The sequence below is a fragment of the Geodermatophilus telluris genome (assembly GCF_900102745.1).
Classification (GTDB): Bacteria; Actinomycetota; Actinomycetes; order Mycobacteriales; family Geodermatophilaceae; genus Geodermatophilus; species Geodermatophilus telluris.
The window spans coordinates 87044-106702 of the sequence record NZ_FMZF01000007.1 but is presented as its reverse complement, the minus strand read 5'-3'; the positions used below and the strand labels follow the sequence as shown (position 1 = coordinate 106702).

Annotated in this window: 15 protein-coding genes and 2 tRNA genes; 5 read left to right on the top strand and 12 right to left on the bottom strand. The window is 74.9% G+C overall.

What is annotated here, in order from left to right; translation table 11 throughout:
* The first annotated feature begins 107 nt into the window (after nucleotides 1-107).
* Nucleotides 108-2045 carry a Stk1 family PASTA domain-containing Ser/Thr kinase gene (gene pknB / locus BLQ97_RS20170; protein WP_091368200.1) on the top strand — a complete coding sequence of 646 codons (1938 nt, stop codon included), beginning with the start codon at nucleotides 108-110 and terminating at the stop codon, nucleotides 2043-2045.
* A gap of 59 nt (nucleotides 2046-2104) precedes the next feature.
* Here pknB and BLQ97_RS20165 read toward each other — a convergent pair whose 3' ends face one another.
* Nucleotides 2105-2755: an aminodeoxychorismate/anthranilate synthase component II gene (locus tag BLQ97_RS20165; RefSeq protein WP_091368198.1), complete on the bottom strand. Its 651-nt coding sequence runs from the start codon at nucleotides 2753-2755 to the stop codon at nucleotides 2105-2107.
* Between the two features lie 42 nt (nucleotides 2756-2797).
* A complete protein-coding gene (locus BLQ97_RS20160; protein WP_245692529.1) occupies nucleotides 2798-3493 on the bottom strand; it encodes a DUF881 domain-containing protein in 696 nt (231 codons plus the stop codon).
* A gap of 228 nt (nucleotides 3494-3721) precedes the next feature.
* Here BLQ97_RS20160 and crgA point away from each other — a divergent pair, with 228 nt between their 5' ends.
* Together crgA and BLQ97_RS20150 are read left to right on the top strand one after the other, a co-directional pair.
* Entirely contained in the window at nucleotides 3722-3991 is a 270-nt protein-coding gene (gene crgA, locus BLQ97_RS20155) for a cell division protein CrgA (protein ID WP_091368197.1), read from the top strand.
* A gap of 497 nt (nucleotides 3992-4488) precedes the next feature.
* A complete protein-coding gene (locus BLQ97_RS20150) occupies nucleotides 4489-4893 on the top strand; it encodes a PH domain-containing protein (RefSeq protein WP_175471838.1) in 405 nt (134 codons plus the stop codon).
* A gap of 3 nt (nucleotides 4894-4896) precedes the next feature.
* On the opposite strand, the gene BLQ97_RS20145 is transcribed toward BLQ97_RS20150, so the two are convergent.
* Together BLQ97_RS20145 and BLQ97_RS20140 are read right to left on the bottom strand one after the other, a co-directional pair.
* Entirely contained in the window at nucleotides 4897-5661 is a 765-nt protein-coding gene (locus BLQ97_RS20145; protein WP_091368629.1) for a rhomboid family intramembrane serine protease, read from the bottom strand.
* Nucleotides 5662-5795: 134 nt separating this feature from the next.
* Nucleotides 5796-6329 carry a peptidylprolyl isomerase gene (locus tag BLQ97_RS20140; protein WP_091368626.1) on the bottom strand — a complete coding sequence of 178 codons (534 nt, stop codon included), beginning with the start codon at nucleotides 6327-6329 and terminating at the stop codon, nucleotides 5796-5798.
* A 137-nt stretch (nucleotides 6330-6466) separates the two neighbouring features.
* Here BLQ97_RS20140 and BLQ97_RS20135 point away from each other — a divergent pair, with 137 nt between their 5' ends.
* Nucleotides 6467-8761 (top strand): putative bifunctional diguanylate cyclase/phosphodiesterase, encoded by a 2295-nt coding sequence (locus tag BLQ97_RS20135; protein WP_091368193.1) that lies wholly within the window; start codon nucleotides 6467-6469, stop codon nucleotides 8759-8761.
* Nucleotides 8762-8779: 18 nt separating this feature from the next.
* Here BLQ97_RS20135 and BLQ97_RS20130 read toward each other — a convergent pair.
* The 6 genes from BLQ97_RS20130 to gyrB all read right to left on the bottom strand — a co-directional run bounded on the left by BLQ97_RS20130 (nucleotide 8780) and on the right by gyrB (nucleotide 14918).
* Nucleotides 8780-8852, bottom strand: a tRNA-Ala gene (locus BLQ97_RS20130).
* Nucleotides 8853-8880: 28 nt separating this feature from the next.
* Entirely contained in the window at nucleotides 8881-9033 is a 153-nt protein-coding gene (locus BLQ97_RS23490; protein ID WP_175471837.1) for a DLW-39 family protein, read from the bottom strand.
* A gap of 126 nt (nucleotides 9034-9159) precedes the next feature.
* A tRNA-Ile gene (locus BLQ97_RS20120) sits at nucleotides 9160-9233 on the bottom strand.
* A gap of 143 nt (nucleotides 9234-9376) precedes the next feature.
* Nucleotides 9377-10168, bottom strand: a complete 792-nt coding sequence (locus BLQ97_RS20115) for a DUF3566 domain-containing protein (protein WP_091368190.1) — start codon at nucleotides 10166-10168, stop codon at nucleotides 9377-9379.
* 153 nt (nucleotides 10169-10321) lie between these two features.
* A complete protein-coding gene (gene gyrA, locus BLQ97_RS20110; protein WP_091368188.1) occupies nucleotides 10322-12790 on the bottom strand; it encodes a DNA gyrase subunit A in 2469 nt (822 codons plus the stop codon).
* Between the two features lie 97 nt (nucleotides 12791-12887).
* A complete protein-coding gene (gene gyrB, locus BLQ97_RS20105) occupies nucleotides 12888-14918 on the bottom strand; it encodes a DNA topoisomerase (ATP-hydrolyzing) subunit B (RefSeq protein ID WP_091368186.1) in 2031 nt (676 codons plus the stop codon).
* A gap of 281 nt (nucleotides 14919-15199) precedes the next feature.
* On the opposite strand from gyrB, the gene BLQ97_RS20100 reads away from it, so the two are divergent.
* Nucleotides 15200-16717: an SDR family oxidoreductase gene (locus tag BLQ97_RS20100; protein ID WP_091368183.1), complete on the top strand. Its 1518-nt coding sequence runs from the start codon at nucleotides 15200-15202 to the stop codon at nucleotides 16715-16717.
* A 291-nt stretch (nucleotides 16718-17008) separates the two neighbouring features.
* On the opposite strand, the gene BLQ97_RS20095 is transcribed toward BLQ97_RS20100, so the two are convergent.
* Together BLQ97_RS20095 and BLQ97_RS20090 are read right to left on the bottom strand one after the other, a co-directional pair.
* Nucleotides 17009-18769, bottom strand: coding sequence for an ABC transporter ATP-binding protein (locus tag BLQ97_RS20095; RefSeq protein WP_091368180.1), 1761 nt, complete (start codon nucleotides 18767-18769; stop codon nucleotides 17009-17011).
* 13 nt (nucleotides 18770-18782) lie between these two features.
* Nucleotides 18783-19655: a hypothetical protein gene (locus BLQ97_RS20090; RefSeq protein ID WP_091368177.1), complete on the bottom strand. Its 873-nt coding sequence runs from the start codon at nucleotides 19653-19655 to the stop codon at nucleotides 18783-18785.
* Between the last annotated feature and the right edge of the window lie 4 nt (nucleotides 19656-19659).

Genomic DNA, 19659 nt, shown 5'->3' with positions numbered 1-19659 from the left:
CCGGGCGTCCCGGCGGTTACGCTGCCCGCCGGGACGGGGCCCGTCCCCGGCGCTCCCCTGCGCCCGCGCCCGCCCGCGCGCTCCCGCACCGCCCGAGAGGACTCCCGATGACCACCCCCCAGGTGCTGGGCGAGCGGTACGAGATCGGCGGGGTGCTCGGTCGCGGCGGCATGGCGGAGGTGCACCTCGGGCGCGACCTGCGCCTCGGCCGAGAGGTCGCGGTGAAGGTGCTGCGCAGCGACCTCGCCCGCGACCCGTCCTTCCAGGTGCGCTTCCGCCGCGAGGCCCAGGCCGCGGCCTCGCTGAACCACCCGGCCATCGTCGCCGTCTACGACACCGGCGAGGACCGCAACACCAGCGGCGCGACGCCCTACATCGTCATGGAGTACGTCGAGGGCGAGACGCTGCGCGACGTGCTGCGCCGCGAGGGCGTGCTGCAGCCGGAGCGGGCGATGAGCCTGACCGCCGACATCTGCGCCGCGCTGGACTTCAGCCACCGCAACGGCATCGTGCACCGCGACGTGAAGCCCGGGAACGTGATGATCACGCCCGAGGGCACCGTCAAGGTGATGGACTTCGGCATCGCCCGCGCGGTGTCGGACTCCGCCGCGACGATGACCTCCACCGCCGCGGTCATCGGCACCGCCCAGTACCTTTCCCCCGAGCAGGCGCGCGGCGAGGCCGTGGACGCCCGCTCCGACGTCTACTCGGTCGGCTGCCTGCTCTTCGAGCTGGTCACCGGCGCGCCGCCGTTCACCGGCGACTCGCCCGTGTCGGTGGCCTATCAGCACGTGCGCGAGGACCCGCGGCTGCCGTCGTCGGTGAACCCGGCCGTGCCGCCGGAGCTCGACGCGATCGTGCTCAAGTCGCTGAGCAAGAACCCGGCCAACCGCTACCAGTCGGCCGCGGAGATGCGCAACGACCTGCTCCGGGCGCTGGCCGGGCAGCGGGTCGAGGCGACGCCGGTCATGGGCGACGCCGAGAAGACCACCATCCTCGGGGCGACCCCCGGCTTCCCCGGTGGCGGGGACGGCTGGGACGACGACGAGACCGCCCGCCGGCGCAAGCGCAACCGCGTCATCGCCGCGGTGGTCGGCGCGCTCGTGCTCGTCGGCGCCGTCGTCGGCATCGCGCTGCTGGTCAACTCCGGCGGCGACGACCCCGAGCAGCCGCAGGCCGCCGCCCGGGTCACCGTGCCGGCCGGACTGGTCGGCCAGCCGGAGGCGCAGGCCCGCACCGCGATCGAGGGTGCCGGGCTGACCGTCGCCGACGAGGTGACCCCGCAGCAGGTCGACGACGAGACGCAGGTGGGCACGGTGCTCGCCACCGACCCGGCCAGCGGCGCGCAGGTCGAGGAGGGCACCGAGGTCGCGCTGACGGTGGGCGTCGCCCCCGACACGGTCCGGGTCCCCCAGGTCGTCGACCTCGACGAGGACCGGGCGCGGACGGCACTCGAGGACGCCGGGTTCACCGGCAACGTGAACTCCGAGGACGCCGACTCCCTCGCCGAGGAGGGCACCGTCGTCGCCGTCGACCCGGAGGAGGGCAGCGCCGTCGCGCCGGACACGACGGTCACGCTGTCGGTCTCCGACGGCACCGACGTCGTCCCGGACGTCGCCACCCAGACCGCGGACGCGGCCCAGCAGGCGCTGCAGTCGGCGGGCTTCACCACCGTGACCGTCACCGAGGTCGAGTCCGACCAGCCGGCCGGCACCGTGATCGGCAGCGACCCGGCCGCCGGTCAGCAGGCCGCGGCCGGCGACCGGATCACCCTGCAGGTGTCCAGCGGCCCGGGCGAGATCACGGTCCCGCGAGCCATCGTCGGCGCCTCCGAGCAGGCCGCCCGGCAGGCGCTGGCCCAGGCCGGCTTCACCGGGACGGTCACCGTGCAGCCCACCGAGGCCGAGAACGGCCTGACGCCGGGCACGGTCGCCGGCAGCGACCCCGAGCCGGGGCAGACCGTGGCCCCGGACGGGTCGATCACGCTGCTGGTGGTGCAGCAGGGTCCCCCGGCCGCACCGACGACGGCCTCACCACCGAGCTGATACCGGTCACGGACGCGACGAGGGCCCCTCCCCAACCGGGGAGGGGCCCTCGTCGTCCGTCAGCCGACGGCGGCCGACAGCCGGCGCGCACCCGCCGCGGCGGCCTCGACGACGTCCTCCCCGGGGGCCAGGCCGCAGGCGGCCAGCCAGGTGGCCAGCATCCGGTGGCCGCCCTCGGTGAGCACCGACTCGGGGTGGAACTGCACCCCCTCGACCGGCAGCTCGCGGTGCCGCAGCGCCATGACGATCCCCGACGGCGTCGTGCCGGTGACCTCGAGCTCGGCGGGCACGGTGGCGCGGTCGACGGCCAGCGAGTGGTAGCGGGTGGCGGTGAACGGCGAGGGCAGGCCGGCCAGCACACCGGTGCCGTCGTGCACCACCTGGCTGGTCTTGCCGTGCAGCAGCTCCGGCGCCCGCACCACCTCGGCGCCGAAGGCCTCGGCGATGGCCTGGTGGCCCAGGCACACGCCCAGCACCGGCGTCCCGGCCTCCGCGGCCGCGCGCACCATGGGCACGGTCACCCCCGCCTCGGCGGGCGTGCCGGGACCGGGCGAGAGCAGCACCCCCGCGACGTCGAGGTCGGCGAGCTCGTCGACGGTCACGGCGTCGTTGCGCCGGACGACGCACTCCACGCCCAGCTGGCCGAGGTACTGGACCAGGTTGTAGACGAAGCTGTCGAAGTTGTCGACGACGAGGACCGGCCTGCTCACGCTCCCTGTGTACACCGGACGCCGGCGCGGCCGGGACGGGGATCAGCCCTCCGAGGGGGTCGCGTAGGCCATGTCGAGCGAGCCGCCGTAGGCCGGCAGCACGACGTCGGCCCGGTCGCGCACGGCGAACCCGAGCCCGTAGGCCTCCACCGCCTGCTCGAACACCGCCACCTGCGGCGACACCGCCAGCTGGGCGCGGACGGCGGCGGGGTCGCCGACGGCGGTGACGACGAACGGCGGCGACCAGGTCCGGCCGTGGAGCAGCAGCACGTTGCCGACGCAGCGGACCGCGCTGGTCGCGATCAGCCGCTGGTCCATGATGGCGACCCCGTCGGCGCCGGCCGCCCACACCGCGTTGACCACCGCCTGCACGTCGGACTGGTGGATGACCACGTCGTCGGGGCGGGCTCCGGCGGGCAGGCTGCCGTCGGGACGGCGCGGGGCGTCGTCGAGGGTGATCTCCACCCCGCGGCCGGTGAGCGCCACCAGCCCGGCCGAGAGCGCCCCGCCGTCCCCCTCGGCCTGCGCAGCGGCGACCGCGCCGTCCCGCGAGGCGGCCTGGTCGGTCAGCGCCTCCGTCTGCTCCTCCAGCTGCGCCAGCTGGTCCTCCTGGGCGGCGATGACCTCGTTGCGCTGGTCGATGAGCGTCGACAGCTCGGTGACGTCGCCGGCGCGCAGGTCGCTGCCCTGGGCGGTCTGGCCCGACGTGGCGAACAGCAGCCCCGCAGCGAGCGCCACCACGGGCACCAGGGCGCCCCATGCCGACCTGTCTGCCGACCTGTCTGCCGACCGGCCGGGCCGCACGGTGGCCGGGCGGGGCACGAGTGGCGTCACGGGGGCTCCTGGGACACGGGAGGAGGAGGTCGGGCCGTCGGCGCGGCCGTCGCCGTCCCCCCGCAGCTTAGGCTGGCGGGGACACGTGCCGGTCGCGACGGACCGGTGCCCGGGGAGCAGGAGTCGAGAGCCGTGCCCAAGTCCAAGGTGCGCAAGAAGTCGGTCTACACGCCGCCGCAGGGCGTACTGCAGCCGCAGGCCGGTGCCCGCGCCGTGCAGCCCAGCCCGCGCTGGTACGCGCCGCTGATGGTCGCGCTCATGGTGCTCGGCCTGCTGTGGATCGTCGTCTACTACGTGGCCGGCGACCAGATCCCGTTCATGGTGTCGCTGGGCGCCTGGAACTTCGCCATCGGCTTCGGCGCGATGGTGCTCGGCCTGGTCATGTCCATGCGCTGGCGCTGAGCGCGGGGCCCCTGCGGAGGGGCCGTCCAGCGCGTCACGTGGCCCTCGTCCCCTCCTGGGGACGGGGGCCACGTCGCGTCCGCGGGGTGTACACCAGGCCACCCGGGCGGCCGTCCCCGGGGGTGGCGGTCACTGTGCACAGGCGGTCGGCGCGTCCACAGGTCGACAGGGCGCTCCGCCCCCAGGGTTGTCCACCAGGTGTGGAGAACGGGTGTTCGACTCCACCGCGCTGACCTGGACGGATGCCGCGGGTGAGGCGGGTGGGACGAGGAGGACGGCCCCGTAACTACAGGTCTGTGCTTTGTCCCCAGCTGTGTACCCAGCTGTGGATGTGTCGACATGACAGCCTGCCCGATCCGGTCACCGACCGCTACTGCAGGACTGCGCGTACGGGGTCGACACGCGGGCCGAACTGGGCACTTCCCGCTGACGACCCGCCGTCCCCAGGCTCCGGGGCCTGTGGACACAGCCCCGCGCCGATCCGGCAGGCTGGGGACGTGCAGTGGACGGCGCGGACGGCGGAGACGGTCACCCTGGCGCTCGGCGGGGTGCTGCTCGCACTGGCCGCCCTGGGCCTCGACGCCGTCGGCCGGGTGCTGGTCGGCGGGGCCGCGGCGCTGCTCCTGGCGCTGGCCGCCCGGGACGTCGTCCTCCGGCCGCGGCTGTCCGCCGACGACGCGGGCGTGGAGGTGCGCACGCTCGGCGGGCGCACCCGGCTGCCCTGGCCGGTGCTGCGGGTGCGGCTGCGGACGACGCGGCGGCTCGGGGTGCGCTCCCGGCTGCTGGAGCTCGACACGGCCGGCGGTCCCGACGACGACGGCACGCTGGTGCTGCTGGGTCGCCGTGACCTCGGCACCGACCCGGCCGCCGTCGCCCGGGCGCTGGACGGGCTGCGCCCCTGACGGCTACAGGCCGAGGACGGCCACCGGGGTCGGTACGGCCAGCGCGAGGACGACCAGCACGGCGGACAGCGCCGCCAGCCCGGCCGCCTGCCCCCAGCCGCGGCGCCGGGTGAGCACCAGCAGGCCGGTGGCCAGGACGCCGGCGACCAGCCCGCCCAGGTGGCCGAGCAGGGAGACGCCGGGCAGGAAGCTGATGACGACGTTGATGGCCAGCAGGGTGAGCAGCCCGCGCAGGTCCTGCCGGGCGGCCAGCATGAGCACCCCCAGGGCGCCCAGGAGCCCGTACAGGGCCGCGGAGGCACCGGCCACGGCCCGGCCCGGCTCGCCGAACAGCTGGATGGCCACCGCGCCGCCCAGGGCGGAGACCAGGTAGACCGCGAGGTAGCGCGCCCACCCGAGACGGCGCTCGAGCTCGGGGCCGAACACCAGCAGGCTGAGCATGTTGAGCAGCAGGTGGGTGATCCCGATGTGCAGGAACGCCCCCGTGAGCAGCCGCCAGTCCTCGCCGAGGACGACCTGCACCGGGATCTGGGAGAACTCGGCGAACACCGGCGAGCGCCAGTTGTCCAGCGGCGGGTTGCCCACCGAGACCGCCGAGACGGCCGTGACGACGAAGACCGCGACGTTGACCGCCACCAGGCCGGCGGTGACCGGGCCGAAGCGGCGGCGGGCGGCGGTCCAGCGGGGGACCGGCCGGGCCGCGCGCACGCCGGCGTGGCCCGCGCGGACGTCGTCGGGGCACTGGAAGCCGACCGAGGCCGGGACCATGCACTCGGGGCAGATCGGCCGGTCGCAGCGCGTGCAGCGGATGCCGGTCGGCCGGTCCGGGTGGCGGTAGCAGGTGGCCGGCGGGGGCACCGGCGCCGGGACGTCGCCGGTGCCCCCGTCGGACGGCGAGGCGGTCAGCTGCGCTGCACCTCGACCGACTGCAGGACGACGTCCTCCACCGGCCGGTCGCCGCGGGCGGTGGCCACCTTGCTGAGCCGGTCGACGACCTCGCGGCCGGCCTGGTCGGCGACCTCGCCGAAGATCGTGTGCTTGCCGGTCAGCCACGGGGTGGCGGCGACGGTGATGAAGAACTGCGAGCCGTTGGTGCCGGGGCCGGCGTTGGCCATCGCGAGCAGGTAGGGCCGGGTGAAGGCCAGCTCGGGGTGGATCTCGTCGCCGAACTGGTAGCCGGGGCCGCCGATGCCCTGCCCGAGCGGGTCGCCGCCCTGGATCATGAAGCCGTCGATGATCCGGTGGAAGACGGTGCCGTCGTAGAGGCGGTCGGTGGTCTTCGCGCGGGTGCGCGGGTGCGTCCACTCGCGGCGTCCCTCGGCCAGGTCGGCGAAGTTGGCCACCGTCTTGGGCGCGTGGTCGGGGAACAGGTCGACGGTGATGTCGCCGTGGTTGGTGTGCAGCACGGCACGGCGTGCGGGGGTCGCTTCAGTCACGGCGCCCACTCTCCCACCCTCCCGGCGGACGGTCCCGCGGGACGACGGCGCAGCCGCCACCGCCGGTTGCCCCCCGGAGGGGTGGTGCCGGGCGGGGACGGCTGCACGAGCCGGGCGGGGACGCCGATGCAGGTCCCGTGCACCACTCCGAGACCACCCCCGCGACCCCGTCCGGGGTCCCCCTCGCGGCCCTGCGCCGCGCGCTGCAGGTGGTCGCCGCCGTCGCCGGCGCGCCCTACCTGGTGTCCCTGCTGCCGGGCGTGCGCTCCGCCACGGGCATCTCCACGGTGCTCGACGGCTGGTGCCAGCACGTGTTCCTGGTCGCCGTCATCGGCGTCGTGTTCTGCCGGGCCCTCGGCTCGGCCACCGACCGCCGCGCCTGGACCGCCTTCGGGCTCGGCATGACCGCCTTCGAGGCGGGCAACCTCGCCTACCTGCTGCACTACCAGCAGCTGGAGGTCGTCCCCTACCCGGCGTGGCAGGACCTCGGCTGGGTGCTGTTCTACCCGTGCGCCTACACCGCGCTGCTGTGGATGCTGCGCGAGCGGCTGTCCCGGCTGACCGCCAGCACCTGGCTCGACGGGCTCGTCGTCGGCCTCACCGTGGCCGCACTGGGCGCGGCGGTCGCGCTGGGTGCCGCCGTCCGCCACGCCGACGGCGACGTCGCCGTGGTGCTGGTCGGCCTGGCCTACCCGGTGGCCGACCTGGCGCTGCTGACCCTCGTCGCCGGCGGCATCGCGGTCACCGGCCGCGGGGCGGGCAGCGCCTGGTGGTGGCTGTGCGGCGGCGTCGGCCTGTTCGCCGTCGTCGACACCGTCTACGCCTTCCAGCTCGCCGCGGACACCTACGTCGACGGCGGCCCGGTGGACCTTGGCTGGGCGCTCGCCTTCGCCTGCTTCGGTGCCGCGGCCGGCCGGCGGGCCGTCCCGGAGCCCGCGCGGCGCCCCGACGGCACGGTGGCGCTGCTGCTGCCCGGGGCGTGCGCGCTCGGCGCGCTGGCGCTGCTGCTGCACGGCTACCTCGCGGGCGGCGAGCCGCTGGCCGGGTGGCTGGCCCTCGGCGCGGTGCTGGCCGCGCTGGCGCGCACCGCCCTGACCGTGCGCGACGTGGCCGCGCTGGCCGACAGCCGCCGCCAGGCGCGCACCGACGAGCTCACCGGGCTGGTCAACCGGCGCGGCGTCTACGAGGCGCTCGCGCACCTGGACGACGAGCTGGCCGCCGGCGCGGAGGTGGCCGTGCTGCTGGTGGACCTCGACCGGTTCAAGGAGATCAACGACTCGCTCGGGCACGCCGCCGGCGACGCGCTGCTGCGCCAGGTGGGCCCGCGGCTGGCCGCGGACCTGCGGGCGACCGACGTGCTGGCGCGGCTCGGCGGCGACGAGTTCGTCGTCGTCGCCCGGGACGTCGACGCCGACGGTGCCCTCGCCCTCGCCGGGCGGCTGCGGGCCCGGCTGCAGGAGCCGTTCAGCTCCGGCTCCATGGAGCTGACCGTCGACGCCAGCCTGGGCATCGCCGTCGGCCCCGGGCAGGCCCGCTCCGCCGAGGAGCTGCTGCAGATGGCCGACCTCGCGATGTACACCGCCAAGCGGCACCGGGCCGGGATCGCGGTCTTCGACGAGGCGCGCGACGGCCAGGGTCGGCACCGCCTCGAGCTGGCCGAGCAGCTGCGGGCCGCGTTCGGCCGGGGTGAGCTGGTGCTGCACTACCAGCCCAAGCTGCACCTGGGCGGGGACGCGGTGGCCGGCGTGGAGGCGCTGGTGCGCTGGCAGCACCCGACGCGCGGGCTGCTCTACCCCGACGCCTTCATCGACGTCGCCGAGTCCTCCGGACTGATGGGCGAGCTGACCGTCGCGGTGCTGGACCTGGCGCTGTCCCAGGCGCGGGCGTGGGCCGACGACGGCCACCCGCTGGACGTCGCCGTCAACGTCAGCCCCTCGAACCTGGTCGACGAGCGGTTCCCCGACGAGGTCGCCTCACGGCTGCGGGTGCACGGTCTGCCGGCGTCGGCGCTGGTCCTGGAGGTCACCGAGAGCCTGCTCATGGAGGACCGCGAGCGCGCGGTGGGCGTGCTGCGGCGGCTCCGGGACGCCGGGGTGGGCATCGCCATCGACGACTACGGCACCGGCTACTCCAGCCTCGCCTACCTCGCCGAGCTGCCGGTCACCGAGCTGAAGCTGGACCGGGCGTTCGTCGGCACGATGGTCGACAGCCCCCGCAACCAGGCGATCGTCACCTCGACGCTGCAGCTGTCCCACGCACTGGGGCTGCAGCTGGTCGCCGAGGGGGCGGAGGACCAGGCCACCGTGGACGCGCTGGCCGACCTCGGCTGCGACCAGGTGCAGGGCTACCACCTCAGCCGGCCGCTGCCGCCCGCGGAGCTGGTCGGCTGGCTGCGGGCCCGTGCGGGGCGGGCGACGCCGCTGCCAGCCTGACCCGGCCGGCGGGGAGGGTGGAGACGAGGGGAATCGAACCCCTAACCCCCGCCTTGCAAAGGCGGTGCTCTGCCAATTGAGCTACGTCCCCGGCGGCGCCCCGAGCCGGGGCGCCGGGGTCAGCCGGTGGTGGGGCGGCTGACGGCCTGCGGACCGCTGGTGGCCTCGTGCCACAGGTCGGCCTCGCCCTTGGCCGCGGCTCCGCCGGAGCGCCGGCGCAGGGCCGCCAGGGCGCCCGCCGCGGCTGCGGCCAGGGCCAGCTTCTTGAACACGCGGTACCTCCCGGGGTGGACGGCGCCGCGGACGACGACCCTCGCGCCGTGGTCCGTGGTGCCGTGGTCCGTGGTGCGGTGGTGCTCGCTCCGGCGCCGGCCGAGGCCGGGGCACCGGGTCACGGGTGGGCCTGGGAGGACTTGAACCTCCGGCCTCATCCTTATCAGGGATGCGCTCTAACCGCCTGAGCTACAGGCCCGTGGACCTGGGAAAGCGTACCCGCCCGCGTCCCGCCGTCCGCAGGGGGGTGGCCGCACCGGCCCGGAGACGCGTCAGGCGCCCCCTCCCGAGTGCGGAGAGGGCGCCTGACGTGCGCTCACCGGCCGCGGGGCCGGCGGGGGCTCACTCGCGCTCGGCGAGGGTGACCTCCAGGCCGCCGACGAGGTCGGCGCAGAGGTTGTAGATGAACGCCGCGACCGTGCACAGCGCCGTCATCAGCACGATGTTGATCGCACCGATGACCGCCGCGCCGCCGAAGACGACCCCCGGCGTGATGACGTCCCCGCCGCCCTCGCCGCCCGAGGCGGTGCCCAGCTGGCCGAAGAGGTCGTTGAGGGTGTCGAAGACGCCGACCCCGGAGAGGACGCCGTAGAGGATCCCGACGGCGACCATCCAGATGAAGAACATCGCGATCGACAGGACCAGCGAGATCTTCAGCGCCGACCAGGTGTCGATGTGCCGCAGCTGCAGGCGGGCGCGGCGCGGCCCGCGGGGCCCGCGCTTGGGTGCCTTGCCGCTGCCGGCCTGCTGCTGGCCGGGGGCGGCCGCCGGCGGGCGGGCCGCGGCGGCGGCCGCCGGGGTGATCGTCTGGGTGGTGCCGGAGGACCCGCCCTGCGGCGCGCTGGCCGGCGCCTGCGCCGGAGCCGGTGCCACCGCCTGTGCCGGGGCCTGCCCGGTGGCGGGCTTGCCGAGCGGCACGCCGCCGCTGGGCGGGGCGGTGGTGGCGACGGGCGCGGTGCCCCCGCTCGCGGCCGAGGCGCCGGTGGGCGGGCCACCGGCCGCCGGGGTGCCGGCCGCGGAGGCGCCGGCAGCCGGGCCGCCCGCGGACGCCGGGTCCGCGCCGGGCGTCCTGTCCGCTCCCGCTGCGCCGTCCGGGCGGGTGCCCGTGCGCACCGCCTGCGGCCGGTCGCTCATGCTCGTCTCCCGTTCGCCTGCGGCCCTCGCCGCGTCCTCGCGCCCGGGCCTCCCGGCGCGGAGCCGGGGGCGCCCGGGCGCCGGTCGTTCCCGTCAGGGCGACGGCGGGAGCCGTGGCCCGCGGCCACGACCCACCGTGCTCCCACCCTCACCCTAGGCGGCGGGCTCGTCGTTGTCCGTCGTCCGGGCGATCGCCACGATCGTCACGTCCTCGGGCAAGTTCATGAGCTTGACACCCATGGTGGCCCGGTCCTTGTTGTGGCGCACGCCGTTGACCGGGGTCCGGATGACGCCGCCGCCGGAGGTGATCGCGTAGAGCTCGTCGCCCAGGCGCACCGCCAGGGCGCCGACCAGGTTGCCCTTGCGCGCCTTGGGGTCGGCGGTGAGGACGCCCTTGCCGCCGCGGCCCTGCGGCGGGTAGTTCTCGATGCCGGTGCGCTTGGCGAAGCCGCGCTCGGTGGCCACGAGGACGTCGACGCCCTCCTCGACGACCATCATCGACAGCAGCTGGTCGTCGGCGCTCAGCGAGATGCCGCGCACGCCCTCGGTGGCCCGGCCCATCGGCCGCAGCGTGGCGTCGTCGGCCTTGAACCGGATCGACATCGCCTTGCGGGTGACCAGCAGCAGGTCCTGCTCGGGGTCGATGAGCGCGGCGCCGACCAGCTCGTCGCTCTCGCGCAGGTTGATGGCGATGACGCCGCCGCTGCGCGGGGAGTCGAAGTCGGCCAGCCGGGTCTTCTTCACCTGCCCGTTCGCCGTGGCCAGGACCAGGTACGGGGCCACCCCGTAGTCCTTGATCTGCATGACCTGGGCGATCTTCTCGTCGGGCTGGAAGGCCAGGATGTTGGCCACGTGCGCGCCGCGGGCGGTGCGGTTGGCCTCGGGCAGCTCGTAGGCCTTGGCCCGGTAGACCCGGCCCTTGTTCGTGAAGAACAGGATCCAGTCGTGGGTGGAGCCCACGAAGAAGTGGTCGACGAGGTCGTCCTGCTTGAGCTGGGCGCCCATCACGCCCTTGCCGCCGCGCCGCTGGGAGCGGTAGAGGTCGCTCTTGGTCCGCTTGGCGTAGCCGGTGCGGGTGATGGTGACGACGACCTCCTCCTCCGCGATGAGGTCCTCCATCGACACGTCGCCGTCGTTGGCGACGAACTGCGTGCGCCGGTCGTCGCCGTACTTCGCGACGATCTCGGCGAGCTCGTCGCGGACGATCTGCCGCTGCCGCTCGGGGGACTCGAGGATGGCCTGGAGGTCGGCGATGCGGGCCTCGATCTCGGCCAGCTCGTCGAGGATCCGCTGCCGCTCGAGGGCCGCCAGCCGGCGCAGCTGCAGGTCGAGGATCGAGACCGCCTGGATCTCGTCGACGTCGAGCAGCTCCATCAGGCCGGTGCGCGCGGCGTCGGCGGACTCGCTGTTGCGGATGAGCGCGATGACCGCGTCGAGCTGGTCGAGGGCCTTGGCGTAGCCGCGCAGGATGTGCGCGCGCTCCTCGGCCTTGCGCAGCCGGTAGCGGGTGCGCCGCTGGATGACCTCGATCTGGTGCAGGACCCAGTTGCGCACCAGCTCGTCGAGCCGCAGCGTGCGCGGCACGCCGTCGACGATGGAGAGCATGTTGCAGCCGAAGGACGTCTGCAGCTGGGTGTGCTTGTAGAGGTTGTTCAGCACGACCTTGGCCACGGCGTCCCGGCGCAGCGTGATGACCAGCCGGCGCCCGACGCGGTCGCTGGACTCGTCGGCGATCTCGCTGATGCCCTGCAGGCGGCCCTCCCGCACGCCCTCGGCGATCGCCTCGGCGAGGTTGTCCGGGTTGACCTGGTAGGGCAGCTCGGTGACGACGAGCTGCACCCGCCCGCGGGAGTCCTCCTCCACCGTGACGACGGCGCGCATGCGCACCGAGCCGCGACCGGTGCGGTAGGCGTCCTCGATGCCCTCGCGGCCGACGATCAGGCCGTGCGTGGGGAAGTCGGGGCCCTTGATCCGCTCCATGCACGCGGTGAGGGCCTCCTCCGGCTCCGCGTCCGGGTGGTCGAGCATCCAGAAGACGGCCTCGGCCACCTCCCGCAGGTTGTGCGGCGGCATGTTGGTGGCCATGCCGACCGCAATGCCGGCGGAGCCGTTGATCAGCAGGTTCGGGATGCGCGAGGGCAGGACGACCGGCTCCTCGGTGCGGCCGTCGTAGTTGCCCTGGAAGTCGACGGTCTCCTCGTCGATGCCGGCGAGCATCTCCATGGCCAGCGGCGTCAGCCGGCACTCGGTGTAGCGCATGGCCGCCGCCGGGTCGTTGCCCGGGGAGCCGAAGTTCCCCTGGCCGTCGATCAGCGGGTAGCGCATCGACCAGGGCTGGGCCAGCCGCACGAGGGCGTCGTAGATCGCCGAGTCGCCGTGCGGGTGGTAGTTGCCCATCACCTCGGCGACCGGGCGGGCGCACTTGACGTATCCGCGGTCGGGGCGGAAGCCCTGGTCGTACATGGCGAACAGGACCCGCCGGTGCACCGGCTTGAGCCCGTCGCGGACCTCGGGCAGCGCACGGCCCACGATCACGCTCATCGCGTAGTCGATGTAGCTGCGCTGCATCTCCTGCTGGAGGTCGACCGCCTCGACGCGGTCGCGGGCTGGTGTCTCGGTCACTGGTCAGGTCTCTCTGGTGGGTGGCACAGGAGGGGGACGGCCGGCCCCCTCGCCGGCTCCCACGCCGGGCGGGCGTGGGGGGCGAGGGGGTCCTCGCTCACACGTCGAGGAACCGGACGTCCTTGGCGTTGCGGGTGATGAAGCTGCGGCGGGCCTCGACGTCCTCGCCCATCAGCACGCTGAAGATCTCGTCGGCCGCGGCGGCGTCCTCGAGGGTGACCTGCCGCAGGATCCGCGTCTCGGGGTTCATCGTGGTCTCCCACAGCTCGCTGGCGTTCATCTCGCCGAGCCCCTTGAACCGCTGGATCATCTCGTCCTTGATCTTGCGGCCGCCCTCGACGCCGGCGCGCACTACCGCGTCGCGCTCCTTGTCGCTGTAGGCGTACTCGTCGCCGACCTTGCCGCCCCACTTGATCTTGTAGAGCGGGGGCTTGGCCAGGTAGACGTACTGGCCCTCGACCAGCGGGCGCATGAAGCGGAACAGCAGGGTCAGCAGCAGCGTGCTGATGTGCTGGCCGTCGACGTCGGCGTCGGCCATCAGCACGATCTTGTGGTAGCGCAGCTTCGAGATGTCGAACTCGTCGTGGATGCCGGTGCCGAATGCGGTGATCATCGACTGGACCTCGGTGTTCTTGAGCACCCGGTCGATGCGCGCCTTCTCGACGTTGATGATCTTCCCGCGGATCGGCAGGATCGCCTGGTACATCGAGTCGCGGCCGGACTTGGCCGAGCCGCCGGCGGAGTCGCCCTCGACGATGTAGACCTCGGAGTTGCGCGGGTCGGTGGAGCGGCAGTCGGCCAGCTTCCCCGGCAGGCCGCTGACCGACAGCAGGCTCTTGCGGGCCAGCTTGCGGGCGTCCTGCGCGGCGCGGCGGGCCCGGGCCGCCGAGGCGGCCTTCGTGATGATCGTCTTCGCCTCGGTCGGGTTGGCCTCGAACCAGTGGCCGATCTGCTCGTTGCAGATCCGCTGCACGAAGCCCTTGACCTCGGTGTTGCCGAGCTTGGTCTTGGTCTGCCCCTCGAACTGCGGGTCGCCGAGCTTCACCGACACGATCGCCGCGAGGCCCTCGCGGATGTCGTCACCGGTGAGCTTGTCGTCCTTCTCCTTGAGCAGCTTCTTGTCCACCGCGTACCGGTTGACGATCGAGGTGAGCGCCGCGCGGAAGCCCTCCTCGTGGGTGCCGCCCTCGTGGGTGTTGATGACGTTGGCGAAGGTGTGCACCGACTCGGAGTAGGCGTCGGACCACTGCATCGCGACGTCGACCGACATGGCCATGTCGTTCTTCCCGGTGCCCTCGGCGGAGAAGCCGATGACCGACCGGTGGATCGGGGTCTTGCGCCGGTTGAGGTGGGCGACGAAGTCGACGAGGCCGCCGGCGTAGCGGTAGGTGACCTCGGTCGGCTCGAAGGCCTCCTCGTCGGCCTCCACCGGGGCCGCCAGGGTGGCCAGCGACTCCTCGCCCAGGCCCGTCTCGGCCTTGCCGTGGCCGGGGCGCTCGTCGCGCAGGACGATGGTCAGGCCCGCGTTGAGGAAGGCCATCTCCTGCAGCCGGCGGTCGATCGTGTCGAACGAGTAGGTCGTCGTCTCGAAGATGCCGCCGTCGGCCCAGAAGGTGATCGACGTGCCCTGCTTCGTCGTCGGGCCGACCTTCTCCAGCGGGCCGGGCTTGGCCTCCGCGTAGGACTGCCGCCACTCGGTGCCGTCGCGCCAGACGCTGACCTCCAGCCGCGTCGACAGCGCGTTGACGACGGTGACGCCGACGCCGTGCAGGCCACCGGAGACGCCGTAGCTCTTGCCGTCGAACTTCCCGCCCGCGTGCAGGACGGTCATGATCACCTCGACGGTGGGCCGCTTCTCCACCGGGTGCACGTCCACCGGGATGCCGCGGCCGTTGTCCTCGACCCGCACCCCGCCGTCGGCCAGCAGGGTCACCCGGACCGTGTCGCAGTAGCCGGCCAGCGCCTCGTCGACGGAGTTGTCGACGACCTCCCACACCATGTGGTGCAGGCCGCGCTCACCGGTCGACCCGATGTACATGCCGGGGCGCTTGCGGACCGCCTCGAGCCCCTCGAGGACGGTGATGGAGCTGCCGGAGTAGGAGTTCTCGGTCTTCGGTCGAGCGACCACGTGGGGCCCTTCTGTCACGCTGCCGGCGCACGGGGGCCTCCCTGCGGGAGGGGTCCCGGGGGCGCACAGCGCCGCTGAGCCGGATGCTGGGGATTCCTGGCCTCCATGTTACCGGGTGCACCGACAGGAACGACGCCGTCCACGCCCTGACGGCGTCGCTGCGCCACTGGAGGTACCGGCTGCACCACCCGTGTTGGGTGAGGGGTCGACACGCCCGTCCAGGGACGCTGGACGGGTCGACCGGACGGCGCCGTCCGCGACGGGCTCCCAGACTGGTCGACATGCAGCCCGCCGAGCGTGCACTCACCTGTCTGGTCACCGGCGCCACCGGCTACGTCGGCGGGCGCCTCGTCCCGGAACTGCTGGCCGCCGGGCACCGCGTGCGGGTGCTCACCCGGTCGCCGCGCAAGCTCCGCGACGTGCCGTGGAGCGACCGGGTGGAGATCGCCGAGGGCGACGCCACCGACCCCGAGGCGGTCCGGCGCGCGTGCGAGGGCGTCGACGTCACCTACTACCTCGTCCACTCGCTCGGGGTCGGGCCGTCGTTCGAGGAGAAGGACCGGAGGACCGCCGAGGTGGTGGCGCGCGCGGTGCGGGAGGCGGGCGTGGGCCGGCTGGTCTACCTCGGCGGGCTCGAGCCGGACGACGAGGAGCTCTCCCCGCACCTGCGCAGCCGGGCCGAGGTGGCGCGCGTCCTGCTCGGCTCGGGCGTGCCCACGGTCGTGCTCCGGGCGGCGGTGGTCATCGGCTCGGGATCGGTCTCGTTCGAGATGCTGCGCTACCTCACCGAGCGGCTCCCGGTGATGGTGACGCCGCGCTGGGTGCACAGCCGCATCCAGCCGATCGCGATCCGCGACGTGCTGCGCTACCTCGTCGGCTGCGCCACGCTGCCGCCCGACGTGCACCGCTGCTTCGACATCGGCGGTCCCGACGTCATGGACTACGCGACGATGATGCAGCGCTACGCGGAGGTCACCGGCCTGCCCCGGCGGCGGATCCTGCCGGTGCCGATCTTCACGGCGTCGCTGTCGAGCCACTGGGTCGGCGTCATCACCCCGGTGCCCGCCTCGATCGCCCGTCCGCTGGTGGAGTCGCTGCGCAACACCGTCGTCTGCTCCGAGCACGACATCGCGCGGTACGTGCCCGACCCCCCGGAGGGGCTGCTCGGCTTCGACGAGGCGGTGCGGCTGGCGGTGCTCAAGGTCCGCGACAACGCCGTCGACACGCGGTGGACCGGCGCCTCGGTGCCCGGGGCGCCGTCGGACCCGCTGCCCAGCGACCCCGACTGGGCCGGCGGCAGCCTCTACCTCGACGAGCGGACCCGGGAGACCGACGCCTCGCCGGACGCGCTGTGGCGGGTCGTCGAGGGCATCGGCGGGGAGACCGGCTGGTACAGCTTCCCGCTGGCCTGGGAGGTGCGCGGCTGGCTGGACCGCGCGGTGGGCGGCGTCGGGCTGCGGCGCGGCCGGCGCGACCCCCGGGACCTCTACGTGGGCGACGCCCTCGACTGGTGGCGGGTCGAGGAGCTGGAGGAGGCCCGGCTGCTGCGGCTGCGCGCGGAGATGCGGGTGCCGGGGCTGGCCTGGCTCGAGTTCCACGTGGAACGGAGCGACGCCGGGCGCACCCGGCTGCGGCAGAAGGCGACATTCCACCCGCTGGGCCTGGCCGGGCAGCTGTACTGGTGGAGCGTCTCGCCGTTCCACGGGATCGTCTTCGGCAGCATGATCCGCAACATCTGCCGCGCGGCCGAGGCGCTCGAGGGCGGCGACGAGCGGGCGGCGACCAAGCGCGCCGCGTAGCGATGACACCGCGGTCCTACCGGACCGCACCGCGCTCACGAGCCGTCCCCGACCAGCGCTGAGCCGGACCACGGCGTCCCGGCCGGGAGCCTCCGGCCCCGCGGCCGGTCCCCCGTCCCGCGCGGGACGGCTCACCTTCGCTGCGGCCCGGGGGCTGGGCGGACCTCGGTGCCCCCCCTGCCGTCCCCGCTGGTTGGCCGACCGCGTCCTACCGCACCGCAGCGCGTCCCACCGGACCGTGGGCGCTCGGGTGGGACGCGCGATGATCAGGTCACCTGATCGTCGCGCGGGTCACACGAGCAGCTGGGCGGTGGCGAGCTCGCGGTAGAGGGGGCTGGTCTCCACCAGCTCGTCGTGGGTGCCGCGGGCGACCACCCGGCCGGCGTCGAGGACGACGATCTGGTCGCTGTCGAGCACGGTGGACAGCCGGTGGGCGACGACGAGCAGCGCCCGGTCGGCGGCCGCGGCGGCCAGCGTCTCCCGCAGCAGGCCCTCGTTGCGGGCGTCGAGGCTGGCGGTGGGCTCGTCGAGCAGCAGCAGCGCCGGGCGGGCCAGCAGCGACCGGGCGATGGCCAGGCGCTGCCGCTCGCCGCCCGACAGCAGCACGCCCTCGTCGCCGACCGGCACGTCCAGCCCGCGGGGCGAGCGCTGCACCACCCCGGTCAGGCCGACGTCGGCCAGCACCGCCCACAGCTCGTCGTCGGCGGCGTGCGGGGCGGCCAGCAGCAGGTTCTCGCGGACGGTGCCCGCGAGCACCGGCGCCTCCTGCTCCACGTAGCCCAGCTGCGCGCGCAGCGCCGCCCGCGGCAGCTCGCGCACGTCGGTGCCGGCCCACCGGATCGTGCCGCCGGACAGCGGGTAGAAGCCCTCGACCAGCGCCAGCACCGTCGACTTGCCCGCCCCCGAGGGCCCGACCAGCGCCACCCGGCTGCCGGCCGGCACGGTGAGGGAGACGCCGCGCAGCACCTCGGTGCCGTCGGGGTAGGCGAAGGAGACGTCGTCGAGCTCGAGCAGCGGGACGCCCGGTGCCGCCGTCCGGGGCGCCGTCGTCGCGGTGCCCACCTCGGCGACCTCCGCGCGCTCGGGCTCGAGCGCCAGCACCTCCTGCACGCGGGCCAGCGCGCCGAGCCCGGTCTGCAGCTGCGTCCACGCCCCGATCGCCTGGCCCAGCGGCATGACCAGCAGGAACAGGTAGAGGATGAACGCGACCAGGTCGGCGACGGCGATCGAGCCGGTGGCCACCCGGTACCCGCCGAGCCCGAGGACGGCGAGGAAGGCCCCCTGGACGGCGACCGTGCCGGCCGGCTGCACCAGCGCTTGCACCCGCGCCACCGAGACGCCGGCCCGGTAGGCCCGCCCGGCGCTGTCGCCCACGCCGGCCACCTCCCGGGCGGTCGCGCCGCTGGCCCGGATGGTCCGCACCGCCGACAGCGCCCGCTCGACGGCCGCCGTCATCGCGCCGACCTCCTCCTGGGCCTGCCGCGACAGCCGCCGCACCCGCCGGCTGGAGGTCACCACCACGGCCAGCCCCACCGCGACCGCGCCCACGGTGACCAGCAGCAGCCACACGTCGACCAGCGCCATGGCCACCAGCGCTCCGACCGCGACCACCGCCGAGCCGGCCACCTCGACCACACCGGAGGTGACCGTGGCCCGCAGCAGCGTGGTGTCGGCACCGACCCGGGACATCAGGTCACCGGTGCGACGGCGGTCGTACTCGGCCACCGGCAGCCGCAGCAGCCGGTCGGCCAGCGTCCGGCGGGTGGTGAGCACGACGCCCTCGCCGGTGCGCTGCAGCAGGTAGGACTGCACGGCGTTGAGCACCGCGCCCGCCACCAGGACCAGCACCAGGGCGGCGACCGCGGGCAGCAGCGGCCGGCCCGCGCCCACGGCGGAGATCACCCGGCCGGTCAGCGCCGGCTGGGCCAGCGCCGCGGCCGCGGCCACCAGCGACAGCCCGGCGGCCAGCAGCAGCGGCCGGCGGTGCGGGCGGACCAGCGGCAGCAGCTCGCGCAGCCCCGCCGCCGGCGGCGCCCCGCCGGGGTCGGTCACGCCCGCCCCGGGCTCACGCCGCGCCGGCGAGCGCGGCGACCATCGCGGCCAGCAGCCGCGCGTGGTGCTCCAGCAGCTCGGGCCGGTGGCCGTCGGGCCGGACGGCGGCCAGGTGGCCGGCGGCGGTCCAGAACTCGTCGCCGTCGTCGGTGCCCAGCAGCAGGCCGCGCACCACCGGGTCGGCCACCAGCCGGCGCGCGGCCGCACCGCTCGCCTCGTCCGGCACCGCCGCCAGCAGCACCCAGCGCGCGTCGAACGCCTCGTCGCCGCTCGGCAGCGGCACCAGGCCGCCGGTGCGGTGCCGCCAGAACCGGGCCGGGGAGAGCCGCAGGCCCGGCAGCGGCAGCAGCACCGGGGCGGCGGTGACCGCCCACTGGGGCACGGTCCGCCGCTTGTCGACGAAGACGACGTCGAAGGCGACGAGGTCCACCGCCCCGGCCCGGCCCCGCATCACCCCGGCGGCGCGGTGCTCCTTGGCGGTGCGCACCGGGGCGGTGGCCACCAGCTCGGCGAGGACGGCGTCCTCCGGCGCGGTGCCGTCGGAGACGGTCCAGCCGTGCTGCAGCGCCCAGCCCTGCGCGCCCACGGTGTCGCCGCGGTAGGCGAAGACCTGCTCGGCCACCGACGGCGTCCGCGGCCGGCCGCCCCGGCCCACGACCGGGCCGGTCGGCGCCGGCGGCTGCTCCTCGGTCCGGCGCTCGGGCTCGGCCGCGGGCAGGTCCCAGCCCGGCGGCTGCCAGGCGCCCGACCCGCCGCCCTCCCCCGGCGCGGGCGCGCGGTCGCCCTTGCCGAGGTGCACCGGCTCCGACCAGCCCTCGGCCCTGTCGCCGGGGCGGTCGTCGCGGTCGTCGTCGCGGTCGTCGTCGCGGTCGTGCGGGCTGCTCATCGGG